Origin of the sequence: Brasilonema sennae CENA114 (assembly GCF_006968745.1) — a bacterium.
Classification (GTDB): domain Bacteria; phylum Cyanobacteriota; class Cyanobacteriia; order Cyanobacteriales; family Nostocaceae; genus Brasilonema; species Brasilonema sennae.
In genome coordinates this window covers 164,326-188,445 of sequence record NZ_CP030118.1, presented here as the reverse complement: position 1 = coordinate 188,445, position 24,120 = coordinate 164,326, and the positions used below count along the sequence as shown (strand labels likewise).

At 40.7% G+C, this 24,120-nt stretch carries 22 protein-coding genes; 8 read left to right on the top strand and 14 right to left on the bottom strand.

What is annotated here, in order from left to right:
- Positions 1–100 precede the first annotated feature (100 nt).
- The 7 genes from DP114_RS00770 to DP114_RS36175 form a co-directional block, all read right to left on the bottom strand.
- Entirely contained in the window at positions 101–2,473 is a 2,373-nt protein-coding gene (locus DP114_RS00770; RefSeq protein ID WP_171975192.1) for a glycosyltransferase, read from the bottom strand.
- The gene (locus DP114_RS00765) at positions 2,470–3,678 is read right to left on the bottom strand and encodes a glycosyltransferase family 4 protein (protein ID WP_169263951.1); all 1,209 of its coding nucleotides are present in this window, start codon (positions 3,676–3,678) and stop codon (positions 2,470–2,472) included. The genes DP114_RS00770 and DP114_RS00765 overlap by 4 nt, the downstream gene beginning before the upstream one ends.
- Positions 3,675–5,264, bottom strand: a complete 1,590-nt coding sequence (locus DP114_RS00760) for a class I SAM-dependent methyltransferase (RefSeq protein ID WP_171975191.1) — start codon at positions 5,262–5,264, stop codon at positions 3,675–3,677. The genes DP114_RS00765 and DP114_RS00760 overlap by 4 nt, the downstream gene beginning before the upstream one ends.
- Positions 5,265–5,324: 60 nt before the next feature.
- Complete coding sequence (locus DP114_RS00755; RefSeq protein ID WP_171975190.1) at positions 5,325–7,169, bottom strand: methyltransferase domain-containing protein; 1,845 nt, start codon at positions 7,167–7,169, stop codon at positions 5,325–5,327.
- Positions 7,162–8,472 carry an ABC transporter ATP-binding protein gene (locus DP114_RS00750; RefSeq protein WP_171975189.1) on the bottom strand — a complete coding sequence of 437 codons (1,311 nt, stop codon included), beginning with the start codon at positions 8,470–8,472 and terminating at the stop codon, positions 7,162–7,164. Before DP114_RS00750 ends, DP114_RS00755 begins: the two co-directional genes overlap by 8 nt.
- A gap of 122 nt (positions 8,473–8,594) precedes the next feature.
- On the bottom strand, positions 8,595–9,440 hold the full coding sequence (locus DP114_RS00745) for an ABC transporter permease (protein WP_169263976.1): 846 nt from the start codon (positions 9,438–9,440) through the stop codon (positions 8,595–8,597).
- A gap of 308 nt (positions 9,441–9,748) precedes the next feature.
- The gene (locus DP114_RS36175; protein ID WP_370460614.1) at positions 9,749–9,928 is read right to left on the bottom strand and encodes a hypothetical protein; all 180 of its coding nucleotides are present in this window, start codon (positions 9,926–9,928) and stop codon (positions 9,749–9,751) included.
- A gap of 150 nt (positions 9,929–10,078) precedes the next feature.
- Between DP114_RS36175 and DP114_RS00735 the strand changes: the two genes are divergently transcribed.
- From DP114_RS00735 to DP114_RS00715, 5 genes are all read left to right on the top strand, one after another.
- A complete protein-coding gene (locus tag DP114_RS00735; protein ID WP_169263921.1) occupies positions 10,079–10,393 on the top strand; it encodes a hypothetical protein in 315 nt (104 codons plus the stop codon).
- A gap of 124 nt (positions 10,394–10,517) precedes the next feature.
- Positions 10,518–10,712 carry a cytochrome b6f subunit PetP gene (petP, locus tag DP114_RS00730; RefSeq protein ID WP_171975188.1) on the top strand — a complete coding sequence of 65 codons (195 nt, stop codon included), beginning with the start codon at positions 10,518–10,520 and terminating at the stop codon, positions 10,710–10,712.
- A 203-nt stretch (positions 10,713–10,915) separates the two neighbouring features.
- The gene (locus DP114_RS00725) at positions 10,916–12,016 is read left to right on the top strand and encodes a Get3/ArsA fold putative tail anchor-mediating ATPase NosAFP (RefSeq protein WP_169263946.1); all 1,101 of its coding nucleotides are present in this window, start codon (positions 10,916–10,918) and stop codon (positions 12,014–12,016) included.
- Between the two features lie 203 nt (positions 12,017–12,219).
- On the top strand, positions 12,220–13,260 hold the full coding sequence (chlG, locus tag DP114_RS00720) for a chlorophyll synthase ChlG (protein WP_171975187.1): 1,041 nt from the start codon (positions 12,220–12,222) through the stop codon (positions 13,258–13,260).
- Between the two features lie 135 nt (positions 13,261–13,395).
- On the top strand, positions 13,396–13,683 hold the full coding sequence (locus DP114_RS00715; protein WP_169263944.1) for a hypothetical protein: 288 nt from the start codon (positions 13,396–13,398) through the stop codon (positions 13,681–13,683).
- A gap of 100 nt (positions 13,684–13,783) precedes the next feature.
- Here the strand turns inward: DP114_RS00715 and DP114_RS00710 are convergent, their stop codons facing one another.
- Positions 13,784–14,506 (bottom strand): dienelactone hydrolase family protein, encoded by a 723-nt coding sequence (locus DP114_RS00710; protein WP_171975186.1) that lies wholly within the window; start codon positions 14,504–14,506, stop codon positions 13,784–13,786.
- Positions 14,507–14,527: 21 nt separating this feature from the next.
- Positions 14,528–15,481, bottom strand: coding sequence for an MDR/zinc-dependent alcohol dehydrogenase-like family protein (locus DP114_RS00705; protein ID WP_169263942.1), 954 nt, complete (start codon positions 15,479–15,481; stop codon positions 14,528–14,530).
- A 64-nt stretch (positions 15,482–15,545) separates the two neighbouring features.
- Between DP114_RS00705 and DP114_RS00700 the strand changes: the two genes are divergently transcribed.
- Positions 15,546–16,625: a ChaN family lipoprotein gene (locus tag DP114_RS00700; protein ID WP_169263941.1), complete on the top strand. Its 1,080-nt coding sequence runs from the start codon at positions 15,546–15,548 to the stop codon at positions 16,623–16,625.
- A gap of 415 nt (positions 16,626–17,040) precedes the next feature.
- Positions 17,041–17,427 (top strand): hypothetical protein, encoded by a 387-nt coding sequence (locus DP114_RS00695; RefSeq protein ID WP_169263940.1) that lies wholly within the window; start codon positions 17,041–17,043, stop codon positions 17,425–17,427.
- Positions 17,428–17,724: 297 nt separating this feature from the next.
- Here DP114_RS00695 and DP114_RS00690 read toward each other — a convergent pair whose 3' ends face one another.
- From DP114_RS00690 to iscB, 4 genes are all read right to left on the bottom strand, one after another.
- Positions 17,725–17,919 carry a helix-turn-helix domain-containing protein gene (locus tag DP114_RS00690; protein ID WP_246162995.1) on the bottom strand — a complete coding sequence of 65 codons (195 nt, stop codon included), beginning with the start codon at positions 17,917–17,919 and terminating at the stop codon, positions 17,725–17,727.
- A gap of 107 nt (positions 17,920–18,026) precedes the next feature.
- Positions 18,027–18,833, bottom strand: coding sequence for an inositol monophosphatase family protein (locus tag DP114_RS00685; RefSeq protein WP_169263939.1), 807 nt, complete (start codon positions 18,831–18,833; stop codon positions 18,027–18,029).
- Between the two features lie 65 nt (positions 18,834–18,898).
- On the bottom strand, positions 18,899–20,365 hold the full coding sequence (locus tag DP114_RS00680; RefSeq protein WP_169263938.1) for a BCD family MFS transporter: 1,467 nt from the start codon (positions 20,363–20,365) through the stop codon (positions 18,899–18,901).
- A gap of 20 nt (positions 20,366–20,385) precedes the next feature.
- A complete protein-coding gene (iscB, locus tag DP114_RS00675; protein WP_171975185.1) occupies positions 20,386–21,672 on the bottom strand; it encodes an RNA-guided endonuclease IscB in 1,287 nt (428 codons plus the stop codon).
- A gap of 377 nt (positions 21,673–22,049) precedes the next feature.
- Here iscB and DP114_RS00670 point away from each other — a divergent pair, with 377 nt between their 5' ends.
- A complete protein-coding gene (locus tag DP114_RS00670) occupies positions 22,050–22,997 on the top strand; it encodes an aldo/keto reductase (protein ID WP_169263936.1) in 948 nt (315 codons plus the stop codon).
- Between the two features lie 40 nt (positions 22,998–23,037).
- On the opposite strand, the gene DP114_RS00665 is transcribed toward DP114_RS00670, so the two are convergent.
- The gene (locus DP114_RS00665) at positions 23,038–23,799 is read right to left on the bottom strand and encodes a circadian clock KaiB family protein (protein WP_169263935.1); all 762 of its coding nucleotides are present in this window, start codon (positions 23,797–23,799) and stop codon (positions 23,038–23,040) included.
- Positions 23,800–24,120: the final 321 nt, after the last annotated feature.

Here is a 24,120-nt window from a genome sequence, read left to right as displayed (position 1 = left end):
TGCATCTTTATGAAAGTCTAAGGTGAAGTTGAAGAAAATGACGAAGACAATGCAAATAAATTTACCTTAATTGTTTTTGCTTTGGCATCATCAGTTTCTTTTAATTCACAACTTTCTCGATTATGCCAGCATACAACTTAGCTGCAATTTGATATGAAGAATAGTTAGCTGCAAAAAAAGCTGCATTCTTCCCAAGCTGTTTTCGAGCGGCTGAATTACGCATCAACTCCTCTAAATAAGCGACTAATTGTGGAACTTCTAAATCATCTATATCTACTTTCCAACATACGGAATTTGGCAATTCTGCAAATTGCTGGTAATTACTAATAATGCAAGCTTTTCCATAGCTTAATACTGTCATTAAAGCAGCAGAAGACTCACCCATACTTGGGTATCTAAGATTGAGAACAACATCGCTCATCCGGATGCAGCTCTCAAAATCTTCATCATTTAAATAACCACTGATGGTCACGTTTTTTGAAAGACCCAATGACTGAATTGTCTCTTCTATTTTCAGTGATGGATCTATCAAATCACCGCCGATCAGATACTGAACAGGATAGCCTTTATCAATCAGTATCTTAATAGCTTCTAAAATGGTGGGTATGCGTTTAAGTTTGTTAACAAAACCAAAAGTAGATATTATAAATTTATTAGCATCAATGCCAAAACGTCTTTTTAGCGCAAGTCTATCATCTCCCGTATCCAAGACTGTATTAACAACAGAACCAAGAGGAACGACTGAAACATCACCTATTTCTTGCAGTTGGTCTTTTACCCAGCGACTATGAACAATAGCACCAAGACTACGTTTTACTAGAGCATGAGACATGGGAAATTTCCATATTTCTGGGTACTCACATCTAAATTTCACTGCTTCATAACTAGATTTTCCTTGCTCACCATATGCCTCAGTTAGAGCTTCTGCATATAAAGACTCTTTATCTGTTCCTAAAAATGAATCTGCTAAAAATGGATGAATATTAAACTCATGGAGTACAACAATACCGGGATACTGCCACGCCATTTGGTAAATTGCTTTATGAAATTTACTATTGTTACCAATATGGTAAATAATGGAATCATAATTTTTTATATCTTTGGGCAGTGTCGAAAGACTCTTCATTGATAATTCAAAAATATCGGCACTACACTCTTTTGGATTCTCTACATACAGAGTAATATCTACATACTCTTTTAGATGGCGCACAATCTCATAACTATAGTTTGCAATACCTGAGCGTTGAGGAAGCCAAGGTGATACATAAGCAATTTTTGGGCGCTGTAACTTTCCTGTTTTCTTTGTCTCTAATAAACTATTAGTAAATAATTTGAAGTAGCTGGCAGCAGTTTTAGCCCAAGTAAATTCTTTAGCACGTTTGATAAACTCTTCTCGCTTGCTTTGATTATTTGCACAATCGCGAAGAGCTGCTTTTAAAGCAAAAGCCATGTCCTTGGGCTCATCAAGTGAACAGTAGTAGGCTAGATCTCCGATAATTTCTGGAATAGATGAAACCTTAGTAGTAACTACTGGTAATCCGCATGCTAATGCTTCTAGTATAGGTAATCCAAAACCTTCATAGCGTGAAGGAAAGAAAAAAACACTAGCTCCTTGATAAAGAGCAACTAGCTCCTCTTCTTCGATGTAACCTGTCAGCACAAGTTTATCTAAAACACCAAGTTTAGCTGCTAGTCTTTCATAATTTTCCTTCTCTTCATTACTATAAGCACAAACTACATAAAATTTAAGATTGGCGAATTCTTGATAATTATCTTTAATTAAATACGAAAAGGCTTCGAGTGCGGCATTCATATTTTTTCTGGGATCGAAGCCACCTGTCAATAAAATATAAGGCTCTTTAGATTTCTTTATAGGCGAAATATATGACCAGAACTTAGTGTGATCTACTGCTAAATGTATTGCTATTGATTTACTCCCAACACGAGGGTCTATTTTTTCAAAATCACTTTTTGCGCTTTCTGAAATAAAAATTAATTTATCTGCCCACCTAGGGAGTGTTTCAATACGCTGTTTATACTCTGCTTTAATGTGTTCTGGCCATTTGGCAATGTAATAATCGGGCATTACCAGTGGTATGAGATCAGATATTGTTGCAAAAATCGTTACCCCATGTAAATGAATTGGCAAAACAACATTGATCATTAACGGATTAGGAACCCAGTAAGCATCTATTTTGAATTCTGTTACTACTTTGTTCAGAAGTTCACTGTAGTGGTTTGTCTGTTCTGTGTAATTATCTCGATTTAAAGCTTCGCTGACATTAATAGGAATCAGTCGTCTTTGTACTCTTGAACTAAAATGACCCATATCTGAACTATTACGGACAGTAATATACCATTCTTTGGTAATATCATTCAGCACTAACTCTTCACAAATTCGCTTAAAAACGACACCAATCCCACGATTTATTTCTGGTGTCGATAGTGTTTGACCGTCAATTAAAAACTTCATCCTTGATAAGCACCTCTGAAAAATTGGTTGATGACACAATCCCAAGAATACTTAGACTGCACGTATCTTTTCCCTGACCTTGCAAGCATTTTACCTTTATCTTGGCTACTTAAAATTTCTAATGCAGCCTCAAATTCTTCGCTTGACGAAACTGGGATACCCCCTTGACTTTTTTTACAATGTGCAGTTGTAACTTCACCATTTCTATGAACAATAACTGGTATCCCACATAACCAGGCTTCCATAAGTACTAGTGAGAAGCTTTCATTGTGGGAAAGATTGATTAATCCTAATGCCTGGGAAATAATTAAATATTTATCTTCTTCTGGTACAAACCCTAAATCTAAAAACCCTTTGTTTGTTGGGACGAGGTTTGCATCACCCCCACCTAAGAAAACAAGGGTGGCGTCACCACCATGTGACTGATAATCTTTAAAATAATCTATTAACGTCAGAATATTCTTACCAATATCTTTTCGCCCAACATATACAAAAAATTTTTCAGGTAGGTTACAACGCACTTTAATCTCTTCTAGAAGAGAAGAATTTGACTTTTGAAGTTTCTCAATATCAATCGGTAATTCGACACCTACCCCAATCACAGGACTTTCTATAAGTCTACGACCAATACTATGTCCATAATGTTTTATTGCTAGTGTTTTTTCTTCTTCTGTTAAAAAGAATATATGACGACTACGCTCCAGCATCTGGGCTGTAGTTATCCATTTAAACTGAGGCTCATCATGAAAACAAGGCATGATGCTGGCTCTACCTTCTAGTGATTGAATCAGGGAATAAATCAACCCTTGTGTGTAGGGCATACCAATCACTAAATGTCCATCTGTATTAGCTTGAGCGTAATCAACTAGAGCTTGACTATTTATACTATTTTCAAGAAACTGATGTTGAAATTTTTCATCTACCTCCATATTATGGATAATTCTATAGTTCACCTCATGATAAAGATTTTCACCCTCTTGTTTGACAGGAAACCGACGTACTATAACACCATTAATCTTTTCAACACCAGGAGGAAGAGTATTTTGCCACCAATTATCAAAAGGAGAACGACAACAAGTGGTGAGAACTTGGACATCGAAACCCCGCTTGCTTAATTGTTCTGCTAAGGTTCTGGCGGCGACTTCTGCTCCTCCTGCAAAAGTGCCGTACCAAGGAGTTACAAATGTAATTGAAATATGATTCATTGAGCTTTCTTTGCTATAACTGCAAAATCCGGCGGTGCATAAAAGTTGAACTTAGCAAGTTCAATTAGGGGATTGACGTGAGATGCTATTGGGTTATCTGCTTCAATTAACTGTAGTGGATCTTCGAGCCGATTTTCTCTTAAACGTAGTAATTTCACATCCAAAAATCCAAGTTGCTCAAAGAAAAATTTAACCGTTGGTGGAAATAGTGGGTGAAGGTGAGTAGGATCTGAGTAAAAATTACAAGCGCCTACAATGATGTTTTCTGGGTTTGGAGTCTCAAAGATAGCGATACCACCACTATGAAGTACCCTTCTTGTTTCATCTATCAACTTCATTAATATAGGAAATGATAGATGCTCAATAATATGAAACCCGCTGACTGCACCTAAGCTTGCATCTGGCAAAGACTGCAAATATGCAATGACATCTGATTCTATCACCTCTAGTCCCTTTTCTTTGCACTGCTCCAGCATCACTCTATTGATATCTATACCCCTTGCTTTGTATCCAGACTCACGCAGCAACTCCAACCATTCACCGCGTCCACAGCCCACGTCTAGAATAGGTAACTCCGGTGTACCAACCTTTGCTTCTTGAATGATAGGTAAGTAAGTTTTTAACTTATTAAGGATAACTTCACGACTACCTCGAAATTGATCTTCAAAAGCCACGTAGAAAGCATCTAGTGAATGTTGTTCTTCTTTCGCAAAGGTTTCCAATTGTTCTTGGCTAAAAGGTTCTGGTAACCGCCGTCGTGCTTCTTCCAAAAACATAGTTATTAGGCGCTTTTGCTGTACTAGGTCATTTTTGAGGTAGTTATCATTTCTTAAATCACGCTCATCCAAGTTTTGCACGCGAACATTCACTGCACCTAAGCGTTCATTCATTGCTTCTAGGCGAGTATCCACACTCTCCAAATGCTCATCTACTGTATTAATATGAGCATCCACAGTCTTTAGATGATCATTTATCAGTTGTTTGCGGCTGTTCATAGTCTCTAAGTACTCTTGTAGATGACTCATACAACTATCTACGTGATCTAGGTTGTTATCTATCTCTGAAACACGGTTATATACAGCACCCAAATGCTCATCCATTCCTTGTATGCTAGTATCTACAGCGCTGAAGCGTTTATCCATTCCTTGTATGCTAGTATCTACAGCATTCAAGCGCTCATCCATCTGCGCTTTTAAACTGGCTATTTCTTCTATAAGCTGTCGATTAAGCCCTACAGATTCTTTCAAAGCACGAATCAAGTTAAAGTTGACTTCCCGTTGATCTTTAAATATATAACTCAGTATTTTTAAAGCAATTTTTTGGAAATTTTTAATAATACTTAAATTAAAGGGAAATTTATTAAAGTTATCCGGCCATTTCGTGCGGGTAATCGATCTAGATTCTGCATTTCTCAGTAAAGCATCAATATGATAGAAAATATGGTTAAATGTTGCTGTTGAGTTGGAGATTATTGACTTGGATGTTGGATTTTCTGGCTGAACTTGACCATGACGCTTAGCAACATCTTCCCTAATTCTCTGCATTAATTCATCAACGTTAATTTCAGGATTATTGATATTAATCATTTTCTTTGCCTACTTCTCTTTATCAAATATTAAATTTTCTGTATCAGACTCTAGAAATACTTATGATGACATGATCTCAATTAAGATATCCTCCATTAATTGAGTGGGTAATGCATCAAACCAACGCACGCCTTCCTGCACAAGAGTTACTCTCAAAATATAAGAACCTTTTTGAGGAAGTGCCTTAATTTTAGCTGTATATCTTTCTGTTGTCACTTGACCCAATAAAGATTTAAAAAATCTAGGCTGACTTTTATATAAAGGGGGAAATATCTTTGTTCGTTCTCCATCAAATATAATGTAATTATTAGCCAGATTATCCATCCAGTGATAAGCAATATGAACAGGATGGGAACCATAACTGTGAAAGCTAAACTGACTCTGATTTTCAATTTCTAACTGAATTTCAAATTCACTATTTACTTTGACTTCTGTCGGACAGTTTTTAACGAATATTTTTAGTTTACCTGCGGGAACAGGCGGTAATACAGGAATTTGTAACTTACTTTTTAACTCTTCTTGATCTATTTGTCGATGAGAAGCAATAGCAAACAAACTAGGAGCAGCACATATCTCTCTTCTAGAAAATCTTCTCACAAGACTGCCGCCTGGATCATCAGTGTGACCAAACCATAAATCTACATACTTAAAATATTGATTTAACTGCTTTTTAAAAACCCGTGGAGATTGTTCATTGATATGCATCAGCAGTTCATATCTTGAACGTGGTTCTGGTGGGAGATAGGCACCTACAGAAGCAGCAATTTTTCTTTTTCGTTGATACTCATACTTGTAATACCACAGATTAGGAAATGTATGTGCTACAAATAATCCATCTGATTTTAAATGGTATGCTATTTTTTGATAAAGCTTATCCACTTCTTCACTGGATAAGTGTTCTATGACATCAGATGCGATTGCTAAATCATACTTTCCGGACAAAGGAATATGACAAACATCATCACAAATAAATTCTACATTTGCTTGAAGAGATTCCTCACCATCAAAACATTTTTTAGCTAACTCAATTGCATTTTGTGAGTAATCAATAGCTGTCACTTTAGAACCTTGATGAGCAAAATAAAAACTCAGTTCACCACGACCGCAGCCTAAATCAAGTACACGTCCTGGTTGTTTCAAACTTGCAATTGTTGCAACAGCTTTTAATCTTGAATCTTCTAACTTTTTACCTTGATTCTTTTTGTAAACATCAAAGCCGCCACAATCCTGAGTATAGTATTCAGTCGTGTAAGTTTGACGAATTCTCAGACTAGAATTGTCGCTGTGGTCGTTATATTTAATATTTTGATTTAAATAATTATCGGAAACTTTTATTAATAATTCTCCGGCATAGCCTGGTATTACTCCATACCAATCTAATATGTCAGCGTAGCGAAATAAAAAATCGCTAACTGCCATAAAATTTTGTCTCGTCCACAAGTACCCATCTACTAGTACATAACGTCCCTGTTTAGTAGCAAGTTCCAAGTCATGAAAAGAACTATCACCATCTTGTTGCCCATCTATATGAATCAAATCATAAATATTGCCAGGGAAGCGTTTCATCGCTTGTGTATCAGCAACAATATATTCAGTGGCAAATTCATGAGTTATTTTTTTCGCCCAATTTATCGCTCCCTTGACACCTCCGTAAGAATCTGTATCTAAGTCAATACCTACATAATGAGCAGATGGATGTCCATGTAGAAATGCCGCAGCGGAGTAACCAAAACGCACTCCGATTTCAAGAATAGAAGTGGGTTTTAGGACATGAGCGATCGCCCACTTTAACCCATAGTAATCAACCCAATCACTAAAAAGGTGGGCAAGTGGATCATCTGGATTCGCAGTGTTTGTAAAGTTATATTCTCTTTTGTGTGCCTGTTGAATTATCTCATCAAACATAACTATGCTTTAAAATTGAAAGACTTGGTGAAAGATTTATGATTCCTGACCAAAGGATAGCTTCTTTGTTTTTTAGTACTTTTAAAGACGCCACATTGTGGGCATAAACTAATGTTTTTTTAAAAGAACTTTGTGCAAAACCACTATCCGCAACACCAACTGTAATTGTGTATTCCCCTTCGCTCAAAGGTAGATGAAATTTGAAGCGAATCTCTACAAAATTATCCGGCTCGACTTGACCCAGTTTTTGTCCCATGCAGAAAGTGTTTGTTTCAAACACCACTTCTCCAGTTCGCTCTCTAATTTTAAAACCGATGTGTGGATCTTCAAAAGATTTAAAGAACAAGAGTCCTATACACAATTGCAATTCGTTGTCGCTAATGATAGCTTCAATTTCTTGCTCGCTTTCATCTAAAAACTTAATAAACTTAATATTCACTTCTGGTGAACTAATAACGACTTCTTCTAAGTCTGTTTTTACTAATGGAGAATCATTTTCGTGTAAGATGGTTTCCGAATCAGAATCATCTAGAATTTTAATTTTTACTGCATCTGGTTGTAAGTCTAATTTCTTCAGCAGCTTGGCTTGATATAAATCAATAACTTGTCTTGGTTTAGCATCTAGCACTAATTGCCCAGCTTCCATTAACACGGCTCTATGACAAAGTTTGTATACAGCCGTAGGATCATGGGAAACAAATAAAAACGTTATGCCTAGATCTCGCAGTTCTCTGATTCGTTCAAAACATTTTTGCTGGAAATAAATATCACCTACTGCTAATGCTTCATCTACAATGAGAATGTCAGGATTTACACTCACTCCAACAGCAAAAGCTAACCGGACAAACATACCACTAGAATATGTTTTGACAGGTTGCTCAATAAAATCTCCAATATCTGCAAACCCAGCAATTTCATCAAACTTCTCTTCAATTTCCTTTTGGCTTAACCCCAATAGCCGTCCATTAAAAAAGACATTTTGCCGCCCTGTAAACTCAGGATTAAAGCCACTACCAAGCTCTAACAATGCTGAAATCCGCCCATCAACTTGGACATCCCCTGTTGTGGGTGTCAGCGTTCTAGCAATAATTTGTAGCATTGTACTTTTGCCAGAGCCATTTTGACCAATAATTCCCAAAGTTTCTCCCTTAGAAATCTCTAGGTTAATATGCCGCAATGCCCAAAACTCTTGAGCCATGCTCTTTCCTGGTAGCAAAATTTCCTTGAGCCTATCTACCGGACGAGTATAGCGCTTGTAACATTTTGAGACATTTTTGAGAGATATTGCAATTTCCTCACCCATAACACACACGCATATTCCTACGACATCTGAAACTCTTATAAGATTTTGAATCAGAAATCATCAATTAAACTATAAAATTTAGCAAACTCTGGCGAATAATAGCGTTAAGTGGTCGCATTTTGCTACAGCACGTCAGCAAACGCTGGACGCAACCGCTTATACACCCAAAAACCGCAACAAAATATTACAGCAGAAGTCACAGAAGCAACTCCCCACTCACCCCAATGTTTCACCTCTCCCACTAAAATTAAGTCACGATAAACTTCCGAAATAGCCGTCAGGGGATTTAGCCAAAATACCCAGTTCCGGAATTCTGGTGGTATGGACGATGCTGGATAAACAATTGGTGTTAGATACAACCAAAGCTGTAAAATAACTCCTAAAGTCTGCGGTATATCTCGCAAAAAGACGGTTAGCCCTGCCGTCAAATAACCTAATCCTGCTGTCAGTAATAACTGGGTGAACCAAATCAACGGTAAGAGTGCCAAAGTCGTATGTAAAGTCTGAGTTTGTACCGCCACAAAAAAAATCAACGCCATTAAACCAAAGGAACTCTCAATAAAGGTTGATAAAATTGGCACTAGCGGTAACAAAGCTAAGGGAAACACAACTTTTTTTACTAAGTTAGGCTGTCCTATCACCGAAGTAGAGGCTTGCATCAAACCACCACTAAAAGCAATCCAAGGCAGTAACCCTGCAAATAGCCACAAACCAAAGGTAAAATTGTTTTCTGGAAAACCTTTGAGACTTAGCTTTGCTTTTAGCACAATTGAGAACACATAAGTATAAATCAGTAACTGGGATAGCTGATTCAACAAAGGCCATAAATTCCCTAAAACAGAACCTTTGTAGCGTGCTTCCAAATCCCGTCGCACCAAAGTTCTCAACAAATCAAACTTTACCAACCACTGTTCATGAAACGGCAAGATACGCTTTAGCTTCTCCGCCTTTCGGACAACTCCTCGCATTGTTCGCAACAATTGCTGCTCCTCACTCACTACCGACACACCAGATTTCTCTCAATGAAGCCCAACAGCTACTAAAGTTCCCGTTGTACTTCGTATTAGAAGAATAAGTTTTTTGTCAAAATGCTCTGAAATTACCTTGTAAATTATACGATTAATTGAATATTTTGCAGCATATTTTATCTGTGATTTCAGCTAAAAAGAACTCAGTTAAACTCTTGTGACTCACTTACCTTAAATTGGAACTGTCCCAGCAACTGTTGTTAAACAAATGTTATGTTTTGATGCTGAATATCCAACAAGTCATTGTTTCACATTTGAGGCAAGTTATCCGGATCAATTTTCTGACTACGCAAATACTCAGCTAGTCTCTCGGCTCGTTGGCGTTCTTGTTCAGCCCGTTGGCGTTCTTGTTCAACTTGTTGTGTAGATGTTAGTATCCATTGATTGTTTGCATCGTACCAACGTAGCCATAGAGTCGCTTGTAACACAATGGATGACGAGGATTGTAGTAGAGATTTAAGTCGGTAGCAATTAAAATTTCCTCGGGGGGATAGTTACAAGGTTGGCAGGTTTCGCTGAGTAGTCTAGCTTTAAAAATGTGAAATTCATCGGCAATCCGGATTCTTTTACTAATTCACTTGGCAAATCATACATCGTTGGTAAAACTTCCTGTGGTGGACGGGGTGGATCAGTTTAATACATCAGGTGCTACCTCTGATTCTAAGTTTGCAAGGGCTAAGTTAAACTCTGTGGATCAATACTCAAGCGATCGCAACCCCTGTCCCAACAATTGCGATCGCCCAAGGCGTGCGCCCTATGCCCCAACCAAACGGAGTTTGGTTGCCCCAAATCGAAGATTTGGGGAGAGGGGTTTTGGAAAAACCCCTCTGGGCAAAGAAAGAAGGGCGATCGCTCTGTATCGGGCATCTGTTGTTCTAGCTGTTGCGCTATGACAAAGATCTGCTGACACGTGCTGAGTTATTGATTTCATTTTAGTCAGTCGTCATCTTTCCCCACTCCCTCTGGTGTCCCAGATTCGGCTACACTGAGTCTTGGTTTGTTGTGTTGTAAGTTGGCATGGAAATCGGACAAAAAGTTAAAGTCGTTCGTTTGCGCGATCGCGTATCTGCCCCTATCGTCAAAAGACTAGGACAAGTCGGCATCATTCAAGGCTACAAGATGACCGATAGTAGCGGCGTTGGCATAATGGTTAAGTTTGAGGATAATTTTACCACTTGGTTTTTTGAAGATGAACTTAAACTTCAGCAGTAGCCCAAAGCTCAACCCCCCTTTGGGGGAATTCAAAATTTAAAATTATAGATTCAAAATAAAGAATTTTTTTTTGAATTTCTCATTTTGCGAATTTTGAATTTTGTGGGGTGCGTAGGTATCAGAACTTTGGTATAAGCTGCCAAAACAAGCTGAGTGCTAAGTTGGAATTGAAAAAACTAGCAGTAAAAATAGGAATCAAGGTAATGGCCCTGATACTGACATTTTTGGGCAAAGGCAGTAGTGATCGCACAAAAATTGCGATCGCCGCAGCCAAACTATTGGCAAGTCAAGGAAAACGTGTTCTCCTAGCTGGACAACCAGAACCAGCAATGTCAATCCTCTTAGGAGTAACAGTTGGTCCTGAACCCCAAGAAATTGCTGCCAATCTGCAAGTCGTGCAGTTCCAAACAGGAGTGCTGCTAGAACGCAATTGGGAGGAGGTGAAAAAACTGGAGGCACAATACCTGCGCACACCCATCCTAAAAGATATTTACGGTCAAGAACTGGCAGTCTTGCCTGGAATGGATAGCGCCCTCGCCCTGAATGCCATTCGTCAATATGATGAAAGCGGCAAATATGACGCGATTATCTATGATGGATCAGGCGACTCTTCCACCATACGGGTGTTGGGAATGCCAGAATCTGTTAGTTGGTACGTGCGACGCTTTCGCCAATTGTTTATCAATTCCGACTTAGGAAAAGGAATTTCCGAATCACCCTTCATTCAACCGCTTATTAGCACCTTTTTCAATGTCAACTGGGTAACAGATAACTTTTCCCAACCCACCAACCAAGTCAATAATTTGTTAGACAAAGGAAAAGCCGCCCTTGCCGATCCTAAACGCATTGCTGCTTTCCTCGTGACGACCAATGATCGTGTGGAAGTGGCTACAGCCCGCTATTTCTGGGGTAGTGCCCAACAAGTTGGTCTGATTGTTGGCGGCGTGCTGCAAGTTTCTTCTGACACAAGCGTAAACCTAACACAGGAATTTGCTCCCCTGCCAGTGAGTATTATTCCAGAAGCCAAGGCAGATGAGTGGCAACCGCTGATTGATGCCCTACCTAATTTTGCAGCACAAGCGGTACAGGCTCCTAAACCTATAGAGATAGACGTTAACACGCGTCAGGTCCGCTTATTCTTACCTGGCTTTGACAAAAAGCAGGTTAAACTGACTACATTTGGTCCAGAAGTCACCGTGGAAGCAGGAGATCAACGGCGTAATATCTTCCTCCCTCCTGCCTTAAGTGGGAAAGCTGTAACTGGAGCAAAGTTTCAGAACCAATATTTGATAATCTCTTTCTAAGCAAGTTAGGAGCTACAACAGTGAACAGTTATCAATGAACAGTAAACAGTGATAACTGGTAACCCTTCGGGTATCTCCTGCGGAGACGCTACGCGAACGCAGTCGCCTAGGTCGGGAGACCCTCCTGCAGCGCTGGCTCACTGGTAACTGATAACTGATAACTGATAACTGGCGAAGCTACAACTCATAAGCAAGTACGACTTATGTCTGAATCAACTCCCACTACTCCAGATCCAGATTCACCAGAAGCACTAAACTCGGTAACACCAACACAGGAAGTCAAAGCTGCTGTTGATCGTAGTGCCAAAACAAGGCAACTGCTGGGTATGAAAGGTGCAGCGTCTGGAGAAACCTCAATTTGGAAAATCCGCCTGCAACTGATGAAACCCATCACTTGGATTCCCTTAATATGGGGCGTCGTTTGCGGTGCTGCTTCTTCCGGCGAGTACACATGGACTCTGGAAAATGTCCTGAAATCAGCAACGTGTATGTTGCTAGCAGGACCATTGCTAACAGGTTACACGCAAACCCTGAATGAATACTATGACCGCGAAATTGATGCGATTAACGAACCATATCGCCCAATTCCCTCCGGAGCAATTCCCTTACCCCAGGTAATCACGCAGATATTAGTATTACTTTTTGCTGGTATTGGTTTAGCGTTTGTTCTGGATGTTTGGGCAGGTCATGAGTTTCCCACGATTACTGTGGCTGCCATATTAGGTTCCTTCATAGCATACATCTATTCTGCACCACCTCTGAAGTTAAAACAGAACGGTTGGTTAGGAACCTATGCCCTTGGTGCTAGTTACATCGCCTTGCCTTGGTGTACTGGTCATGCTTTGTTTGGTGAACTCAATTGGAAAATTGTTGTTCTGACTGTGGTTTATAGTTTGGCTGGCTTGGGCATTGCGATTGTCAATGACTTCAAGAGTATAGAAGGCGATCGCAAGTTCGGATTAAAATCACTTCCTGTGATGTTTGGTGTCACCACTGCTGCGTGGATTTGCGTAGTCATGATTGATGTTTTTCAAGTGGCGATCGCGGCTTATCTGGTCTACATCCATGAGAACTTGTATGCAGCAATTCTCGTACTACTTGTCATTCCGCAAATCACCTTCCAGGATATGTACTTTCTACGCGATCCACTGGCAAATGATGTCAAATACCAAGCAAGTGCCCAACCATTTCTCGTTTTCGGGATGCTCGTTGCTGGGTTAGCAATTGGTCATGCTGGTGTTTGACTTAATACTTCCCAAGTTAGAAGTTAGGAGTAAGGAAAAAAGTAAGATTTAAGGATAAGTAGTCAGGAGTTAATATGAAATGCTCCTAACTTCTAACTAAAAAATTATGACTCGTAACTTTTGTCAGGATTTGTCGTGTTACAACTACTTTTTTACATCATTCATCTGATTCAGCCGGTGCTCATCCCTGTTTGCTTTCTCAGCGCATGGAGCTTAATTCTTCTTGTTGTTTGGAGTATGTGGACAGCAGCGCGAGACAGTGTTGCTAAAGCGCAGGAAATGCATCAAATTCCTTGTACAGGCTGCCAATATTTTACCAATGATTACCACCTAAAATGTACTGTCCGTCCCTCTGTCGCTAACACAGAAGAAGCAATAAGTTGTATGGACTATCAACCGAAAACTAATCCTATGTTTTATTAGGAATTGTTTAGGTTGTATTTATACAGGGAACAGGGAACAGGGAACAAGGAACAGGGAATCCTATAAAACTTTATCAACTTGAAAAACACAAACCACTTTATTAGATAGTCTTGTGTAGGTGTTTTTCCAAGAACCATGTTAGCTCGCGCCAAGAGTTTTCGGCGGCCAAACGGTTGTAGGAAGAACGCTCGTGGCAGAAAAACCCATGATCGGCATCACTGTAAACCTTCAACGTGTACTCTTTCCCCAGTTCCTTGAATCGGGACTCGATTTGTTGAACGCGTTCGTTAGGAATAAATGGATCGGCACCACCGAAGAATAAGTATACAGGTACTGTGATGTTTGTCACCGCGTCGATCCACTCATCTAAAACCACACCGTAGAAGGGAGCAGCTGCCGCGATTTCGTCCGAGAACTTGCAGGCAGTCAGAAAACTCAGTCCGCCACCCAGACAAAACCCGGTAACACCAATTCTATCTGGATACACATCTGATCGTGACTTAATATAAGCCAACGCTGCCCGAAGATCCTCTTCCATAGGTTTACCGAAATCGAGGCGGAACATCATAGCCCTGGCTTGCTCAACCTCGTCATATCCGAATTTGTTGTTCGGCAACTCGCGATAATAGAGATCTGGCGTGAGAACCACGTAACCTTCGTTCGCAATTCGGGCTGCGACGTCTCGAATGTGTGGCGTTAAGCCAAAGGCTTCCATTAACAGGAGAACAGCGCTCTTGCGATCAGCAATAACAGGTGTACACAAGAAGGCAGGCATCTGTCCTTCAGGCGTGGAAATCATCACCTCTGTCTGTTCGATTTGCATTTTTTTCACAGTGGCTCAGGGCTAACTCATTTCTAACAAAACTTTTAAAACACCCTTTGTCTGAGCGCGTTCAAAAGCAGCCAGCCCATCAGCCAGAGGATAACAAGCATTAATGAGAGATTTTACGTCAACTTTTTCTTGTGCCAACAGTTCAAGTGCAGGCGCAAAAGGACCACAACGGGAACCAATAAGAGTAATTTCATCCACAACTAAAGAAGAGGCATCAAGGCTTAATTTCCCAGCATAAGTACTTTTGAGTACCAGAGTTCCTCGTGGACGCAAGGCACGGTGAGCAAGTGCAAAGCCTTCCGAGTTACCAGTACACTCCACAGAAATATCAAAAGCTCTATCAGTCACTGTATCAGCAAAGCCAGTTTTGATACCCCGTGCCTCTAAATGAGCAAGCTTATCTTGATGACGCCCCACAACCAACAGATCGCAGCCTGTTAAAGCTAACGTTTGCGCCACAAGTTGTCCTAGCTTACCATCCCCAATAACAAGCACCCGGTCATCTGGACGTAACTGTACCTGCTGTTGAATTTCCAATGCTGCTGCTAAAGGTTCAGTAAAAGTTGCCACTTCTGTAGGAATATTTTCAGGTACAGGATGCAAGTTCTGTATTGGCAAACACAGGTATTCAGCAAAAGCTCCATTGCGGTTGACAATACCAAGCACAGTACGATTTTCGCAATGAGTCGGTTGTCCACTGCGACAGAATCGACATTGCCCGCAAACAGCATTGATTTCTCCGACAACTCTCTGGTTGACTAAGTGTTGTGGTCCTTGTTCAACAACACCAACAAACTCATGTCCTAGAATACCAGTATATGGATAGTAACCCCTCTTCAGTTCTAGATCAGTGTTACAGACACCAGCACAGAGAACACGCACCAAAGCTTCTCCTGGTGGCGGTTCGGGAATAGGGATATTAGTTCGTAGTTGAAGTTGATTATTTTCGAGCCAGATTCCTTGCATTTTACCTATTCCTAAAGTGGTAATAAATGTTCAAAATCGTTAAGCTAGGGTGAAACTTTAAAAAATGACACAGTCTCTAAAAACTAATTTACAGGCATTAGTACAAATAGTAACAGACAGACAAAGGCATTTAGGAAAAAAAACGAAACAAGGAAAAAATAAAAAACTATTTTTTTGCCTTTTGCCTTTTACTTTTTACTTTCTCCTAAGCACCTTGCCTGCTTATCCTCAACAACTCAATAATTCTTGCCCACCGAAAACTGTTTTATTTCCTTCAAGAGGAGTTGCAGCAAGCAAAGTCTTTGAGGAGCAAATCCCAAATTGGGAGAAAACTTGTGGAAACCCAATAAATTATTTCCCTAGCTTTGAAAAAATGATATTAGAGCTAAAAAAAGTAAATATTGTTTATTTAGGGGAAAATCATGACAATTCGCAAGACCATAAAAGGCAGCTAGAAATTATTCAAAAACTTTACAATCAAAATCCAAACATTGCCATTGCAATGGAAATGTTTCAACGACCACTACAAGATGTTGTGAATCAATATCTAGCAGGTAAACTTACAGAAGAAGAATTGGTACAGAAAAGTGAATATGAAAAACGCTGGGGATTTCCTTGGGAGAATTATGCACCAATTATTCAGTTTGCAAAAGAAAAACGACTTTCCGTTATCGCCTTAAGCACTCCTTCAGAAATCAGCCGCAAAGTTGCTCAACAAGGCTTAGAAGGCTTAACACCATCTGAACGGAAATTTATTCCTCCTCTATCAGAAATTAAGACAGATAACGAAGAATATCGCCAAACTTTACAATCAGTCTTTCAGCAGCATCAAGCCGCAAATCATGGTAATAGTGCAGATGTTGAAAAATTTTTCCAAGCCCAAGTTGTATGGGACGAAACGATGGCAGATGGTATTGCTCAATTTGTCAAAGCTTATCAAAACCATCAAGTTATCGTATTAGCCGGACGGGGACATATCATTTATAATTATGGTATTCCAGATCGTGTTGCTCGTCGCCTCAAGAATGAAAAATTCATTCAGCGTTCTATTTTACTTAGTCCGCCAGATGAGCCTACTACACGCAAAAATAAGCGAATAGCAGACTTTATTCTTTCTAACACCACAGACGCACAGGGCAATTAACAGTAACTGGAAGATGATCTTCGCAGAAAAAGAAAAGAATACAAGAAGCAGTACTACCGCCCACGTTCCCTGGCTGCGGCACACTCCAAAGTCGCGTCAAGGCTCTATTTATCTGTAGATAACAAAAAGATACAAACTAATTATTCAAGTCCTCCGAAGTTTTTTTTTGGCACAAACCCTTCTGACAACTACTGTCCAGGGTTTAGCTGAAGTATTTATCAAAACCTTATTAACTTGTGCTGGTGGTTGATTAATAAGTTCTGTTATTTTATTAAAAATTCATACTTTAGATATACAAAAATTACTACTATAGATACAAGATCCTAGTCAGAGTTTCAAACAAGCTCAACCGGAGTTGAGCAACTTGGGAGAGCTTAACGCATATCAGAGAAATCTATCAAAAAAGGAAAACACGATGTCTATTACAGCTTTAGAAAAGACTTTTTACACTATACAACCAGATATTAATGAAGAAGCTGCTAAGATTGCGGCTTTGGTTTTCCCAACAACTCAGTTTCAATTATTTGGCCGAGAAATTGAAACTGAAAGTTTGTCTGTGACTTTCAAAGGAAGACATTTTTCAGAAAATTTTAGATTACAATTTTTTCCAAAAATAAACATCCTGGTTTTATCAGGGTACTACAAAGAAGGGACGGCTCACCTGACTTATACTCCAAGTAATAAATATAATTGGCGTGATGGTAGAGGATTTAAAATAAGTTCCCCTGATGGTATAGGAGAAAAATTTGAGTTTCTGGCAAATGAGTTTTATCCATTTCTAGAAGAATTTTTTCTGGGATGAGTGACCGAATAGAGAACTCAAGACTCAGGACTCAGGACTCAGGACAGAGAATTAATAAAGAGTACAAGTCCACAACTTCTAGTGTAAAGAGTAAAAAAGATTTTTCAATAAGACGCACAGCCCAAGAAAAAAGGTGTCCAAATAAAATCTTAGACCACCACTCTGAAGTCGTGACTTGCACTCTATATTATTTATGGGAATATATTCTGATTGCTGTCCCGCCCAAAAATTACCTTGATAAGTTCTTAACTTTGATTTTAGCGTTAAGCGAAGCTCTCCGTTTGCGTAGCGCCCCTCTTAGGGGCTAGGAATCGCTCCACCTCGATGTGGTTTTGCGCTGACTTTTCCTGTATTTCGATAACGACGTATTAACCGTTGAACGAATGATAAGCTGACTTTGAAGCGGTCGGCTAATTGTCGTTGCGACCCTTCTTTTGCTTTATAAGCATCAACCACACGTTGGCGTAGATCCGTTGAGTAGGGGACAGGCATTTTTCGTGAGTATTTTTACTGGTTCTTTAGTTTACTAGATTTGTAGTCTACTCAATTGAAAACCGCTGTAATGTGCACCTTTAGCTTATTAACCTTCGAGTAACACCTTAAATCTTTACCTTTTCGACAAACTGAGCAAAAATCGGAAGCAATTCTCTTCGACTGACAACCAATGTTGGGAAAGAGCGAGTCGTGTAATCTTGTTGTGGTATTAAAGGAAATGGCTCTGACTTGAGCGATCGCCAGCTTCCCCCTGCTGCTTGAACAATCACCCAAGCACCTGCTATATCCCAAACTTTTGGTGTCGCTTCAACACCACCCAGTGTCGCGCCAGCAGCAACCGTCAAGAAGTTATAGCTAGCAACACCCAACATCCGAATTTTACAAGGAAAGTCTTTCTGTATAACTGAGGTGCTACGCGAACATAGGTTGAAGAAGTGATTTCCACTAGGATCATCATTACTAGTATGGATAGGATGATGATTGCGAAAAGCTCCTGTTGGTACTTCTAACTCAGGTATACTTCCCCAGTAACCGTGAAAAGTTTCTCCCAATGGTGGCACAGCAACGTAACCAAAAACTGGTGTGCCTTTATACAGTAAACCCAAAGAAATCGACCAAATAGGAATCCCACGAGTAAAGTTAGTTGTACCGTCTAAGGGATCAATCACCCAGCACCATTCGGTACCACGGAAAACCTTATCATCTTCTTCGCTCAAGATACCGTGATCAGGGAAAGTAGATGCTATGGCGTTTCGTATTTCTTGATCTGCCCATTTATCTGATTGCGTCACCAAAGTGCCATCAGCTTTTTCCGAAGCCTGCACTCGCCCAAAATCTTGCATTAATTGATTTCCCACTCTGGCTGTGGTGGTTTGGGCAAAATCGAGAATTGTTGTCCAAAATTCAGTCATGTGTTTCTTCTCACGCAAAGACACCAAGGCGCAAAGATTTTTTGCAGTCTTTGCGCGAAACAAAACTAATCTAATTCGCTTTCTAAAATGGATGCGATCGCCTGCTTAGCATTTGTCTGAAATTCTCTCACATTAACTCGACTGAGGAACCAAATCGCTAATATCATACCAAGCGCTTGCAGTCCAAAAACCAAGCTATATGCCAGCACTTTCTGAGGAAATATTTGTTTCCCTACGTCCAATATAGCACCACCACTCACTGTCGCCAGCCCCCGTGCCATTGCCTGCGCTAAACCCCAAGCCCCAATGAATGTGCCAGCAGTTTCTGCTGCGGTCAAGTCTAGCATGAGGCTAATAGCTCCTGTTGTGGTCACACCGGAGGCTAAACCAAACAGGAATAACGCTCCTTGTAGGAGTTTCTGATTGGCAGTGAATCCCGATAGTATCACCAATACCATAGTTAGGGCGACTGTTAAGCATCCCAACACGGTGGTTTTTTGTTTGCCTATGCGTGGTACAACTAAAAAACCAGTTAAACCAAGAGCAATCAGCGTCCCAGTTCCCCAAAACGCATTCAATCTCGTCGTTTGGGAGACACACATGCCAAACACTTCACCGCCATAGGGTTCCATTACAGCTTCTTGCATAAACAAGCTGATTGTCATCACTAGCAAAAAGGTAAAAAACAAACCTGTTTGGCGGCTAGCAGTCAAGACTTTCATCGCCCTTTTGAGAGTAATTTGGTCTTCTCGTTTTACGATAGAGGAGCGTATGCCATATCGAGAATATTTTTTTTCAATTCCTGCTGTTGATAATATGGATAACCCACAAACTACGCCTGGAAGAATAAAGAATAGGCGGTTAACCGAGTTTTGCAGCGCCAATAACTGTTCAGGTTGGCTATATAGAGATACTGTTCCTGTTGCTGCTTCTTGACAAGTAGTAGCTGCTGGCAATAACTTTGAGCTAATAATTGCCCCAATAACAATGCCTACCATCAGCATTGACCAGACAACACCAACTAGTTTAGAACGGTTGTCTTCATCAGAAACATCCACCAGCAAAGCTGCAAAAGGGGTGGAACTAGAACTCAATGCCAATCCGTAGAAGGCAAAAATTCCTGCCAGCAGGGCAACCCAGCCGTAAGTTTGAGTCGTCCATCCAACGGAGTAAAAACTAGCACCCAACTGCCAAGTCACTTGTACTGCTAGGAAAGATGCGATCGCAAATAAAGCTGCACCCACCCACACATAACCAGTACGGTGATAGTTCAGAAAGGGTTTAGCATCAGATAACTGTCCAAACCACAGCCTTGCTGGTGCAACGAACTGATGCACTGCTATAGTACCGGCTACCAGTGTAGCTGGAATTGCTAATTCCTTAATCATGATGCGATTCAGCACTCCTAGGGTGAGAATCGACATGATGCCTAGCCCCATTTGAAATAAGCCAAGCCGAAACATCGTCAATACATTAACCTTTGGCATGGCCAAGGAATTTTTTTGAGAATCAATCAAATCGCCGCTTGCCATAGCTACTTCATTTTTATTATCTAAACTTGCGCAAACTTGTAGTCATAACCATCTTTACGATGTACTGCTTTGATGTCGTTTCGAGAAACACTAATTACCAATTCTTTGCTTAAACGAATATCAAAGTTTCCTTTAAAACGCACGGTTTTTAGTCGTTTCCCTGTAATACCTGCAAACTTCCCAGCAACAACCGAAACAATATCGCCAGTGTTCCAGTTTTTTACTTTTTGCTTGGCTCGATATCCTTTTCGGGGAAATCCGTATTTATCGGTTTGCACCATCTGTCGGCATCCCCACCCCAACGCCTTTATCAATAATGGCTGCTGAGTTAAAAGCAAAAGTGATTCAACTTTACCCACACACGCTGCATCCAACCAATGGGCTTTGGGTAGCTGTAGTCGGGTACGGTTAAACTTAGTTAATCCACCTGAAGCCCTGCTAACAGGCAAACCTATAGCTTTTAACCGATTGAACAATGCCCATCGGGTTGAGTTGACAGCCGCAGCATCTTTTAAAGGACGTTTAGCTTGTGCCAGAACTCGTTTCAACACTTCAGGCTTTTTAGCTAAAAACTGCTTAATATCCTGAGTTCCTTTTTTAGCGTTGCATTTATCACAAGCAAGGCAAAGGTTAGAAATTCGATTGCTGCCGCCCTTGGCTTTGGGATGAATATGTTCAACCTGCAAAGGCACATTTTCCGCGCCACAGTAAGCGCATTTTCTATCCCATTTGTTCAAGAGGTATTCTCTGACTTCATAGCCTTGCAACTCTCCTTGCTGATATTCAATTCCGGAAATTTCAGGATTCTCAAGCCGTTGGAGGTCAAATCTGACTAATTCTTGAACAATTGAACCAATGGGCGCAAATCGAATGAATCTGTCAATCCAAGTCAGAGTTGTTTCTACTCGATGCTGCAAGCTGGGTGCTAACCATCCTTTTGCACGAGTACGATTTAAGAATCGGGGTTGTCGATAACGTGTATGTCTGGCTCTACGGCTGCGACGGATGGCTCGTCGTGAATCCAAAGATGCTTTTATTGCTTGTCCTCTGTGGGCAAGCGATGCGCCAAACACGACTTTTTCCCGTTGCAGCAGCGCGATACCAGTTGCTTTTGAACCGGGATCTAATTTGAGTGTGATAGGCTCTGGCGTATCAACTACTTCCTTTTTGAGGATAATCGTAAAAGGATAGCGTCGGAAAACCGCTGCTTTGTTGGCGTTCAGCAGTTTCCTTGCTGTGATAGGGCGGCAAGGGTTGAGTGGTTTTCCGTTAGTATCAAGTACAAAAACGTAATTTTGATTAGACATGGTTTTGTCTCTACTGTTTGCACGTAATGTTTGCCTCGCTTAAGTTATCGGTCGGTACCCTTGCGGGTTCGGCACTTCCGTGACTGTCGCTTAACTAAGCGCCGAGGAGTGCCTCACTATCCTTTCAGCACTAGCTTTAATAAACCCTTTGCAAGTTTTAACTCAAAAGTTTTAGAGCTTGGAGCTGGCGAGCACTCCAAGGTAAGAACTTAAACACTTGCCGATAACGTAGGTCTAATCCTGAAGCTGGACACGACGATTAAGCGTAGTTGCTTTAATCAGGTTTTAGCCGTGTCTACATTCTGAGAGATATTTTGAGATAAATTTTGCAATACACTGAAAAGTAAAGAAATGTAAAGAAATGTAATTTTGAAAACGTGGAAACCATCACACTCGGACAAAATGGTCCAGCCGTTACACCCCTTTGCATTGGGACTTGGGCATGGGGTGATAAGCTCTTTTGGAATTATGGCAATAACTACGGTGCAGATCAATTGCAAGCAGCTTTTAGTGCAGCTTTAGAAGTTGGTGTCACCTTCTTTGATACCGCTGAAGTTTATGGATTGGGAGTTTCAGAGGAATTTTTGGGACAATTCTTAAAGAAAACCGACCAACAGGTACAAATTGCAACCAAGTATGGTCCTTTTCCTTGGCGAATTTTCGGTCAGTCTGTTGCTGATGCTCTGACAGATAGTCTCAAACGTCTACAATTAGGGCGAGTTCCTCTCTATCAGGTGCATTGGCCTTTTGCGTTTTTTATGAGTCAAGAAACCTTGATGAATGCTTTGGCTGATGAGGTGAAGCGGGGGAGAATTGAGGCGATCGGTGTCAGTAATTACTCAGCAGATCAAATGCGGGAAGCACACCAAATACTAGCAGCCCGTGGTGTACCTTTGGCAGTGAATCAAGTTCGTTACTCTTTACTGACTCGCCAAATTGAAACCAATGGTATTTTCAAAACTGCCAGTGAATTAGGTGTGACAATCTTGGCATATAGTCCTCTGGCTCAAGGCTTACTGACTGGTAAGTACACTGCTGATAGTGCTAATAATCTCAAAGATGGCAGAAGGATAGACTCCCGTTTTAGTAAAGAAGGCTTGCAGAAAATAGAGCCTGTGATATCTTTGCTACGCCAGATTGGAGAAAAACACGGGCGTACTCCTGCCCAAGTTGCCTTGAGGTGGTTAATCGCTCAAGGAAACGTTATTCCTATTGCTGGGGCGAAAACAGCGGAACAGGTACGACAGAATGCAGGTGCTTTGGGTTGGAGATTGAGCGACGATGAGATCAGGCAGTTAGAAGAAGTGAGCCGTTCTTACAAGTAAAAAGAATCAAGTAAAAAGAAATAATTTCTTTTTACTTGATTTATGAATTTTCCTGACCAGCCAGCATCTGTAAAATTTTCTCCACATTATCCAAATCTCCAACAATGCGTCGAACAGGATGAGGCCAAACTTTGACGAGGGTAGGAGTCGCAGAAACTTGATTGGATTCTGCTTGTTCTGGATTCGTTAAAACGTCAATTACTTTTAGTGTGTAAGGGTTGCCAAGATTTTTTTCTAGTAGTTCATGTAAATTCTCTAAAATGCGTTGTGTTGCGCTACTGTGTCCGGCAACAAACAGGCGCAGAACATAACCTTTTGTTTTTGGTTCGGGTTGTTGCGCGGACGTTGTTGGTTCATAGTATGAAGGATTTGCATCCCAAAGGTCAAGCCGCACAACTAAGTCGTGGTCTTCCCAAAGCTGAGGAAATGTAGAGCGATATGTTGTCAATACTAAGTGATCGCACAAGCCCTCCTGCCAAGGTGCAGATTGCCATGCTAACTCCCCTGTCCCAAAAATAGCGTTAAGAACGGCTTGATGTCGCATAACTGCCGGATAAGCCTCAGCGAAAGTTTGTATCTGTTGAGTGCGTGGATTTAACCAATGGTCTATAGTCGCGGTGTAGCAAGGTACTAGAAAATGAGGTGGTTCTGGTAAATCCAGAATTTCCTGCAAACTAACGCACAAATGTAAATGCCATCGACCTTGCTTACTAGGGTCGATACAGTAAATTAAATCTCCTCCAGGTGTAAACAGCGCAATGCCTTTAAACAGTGGAGGTAAAAGTGGTTTGTCGGATGTCAAGGGCGTGTCACTCCCTTCTCCTTAAGAGACGCTAAACTTAAGTTTCTGCGGGACACGCTGCTTTGTATGACTGCGGTCTGTGTGCTCTACACTCTGCAAAGCGTGCCGTGCCTCCTACGCAGGAATTACGAATTGCGCCTGAGGGCGTGCCCACAAGCCATAGGCATACGCATGATTGCGTGTGTTTCGTGCATACGGGGGAATTTCAAATATGGCTTACCGGCACGTTATGCGACCATAATGATCAATTCAGAATTAACAATATATCCCTTTAGGGATATTAAATAGTCTTAATATTTATAATTCATAATTCTCAATACT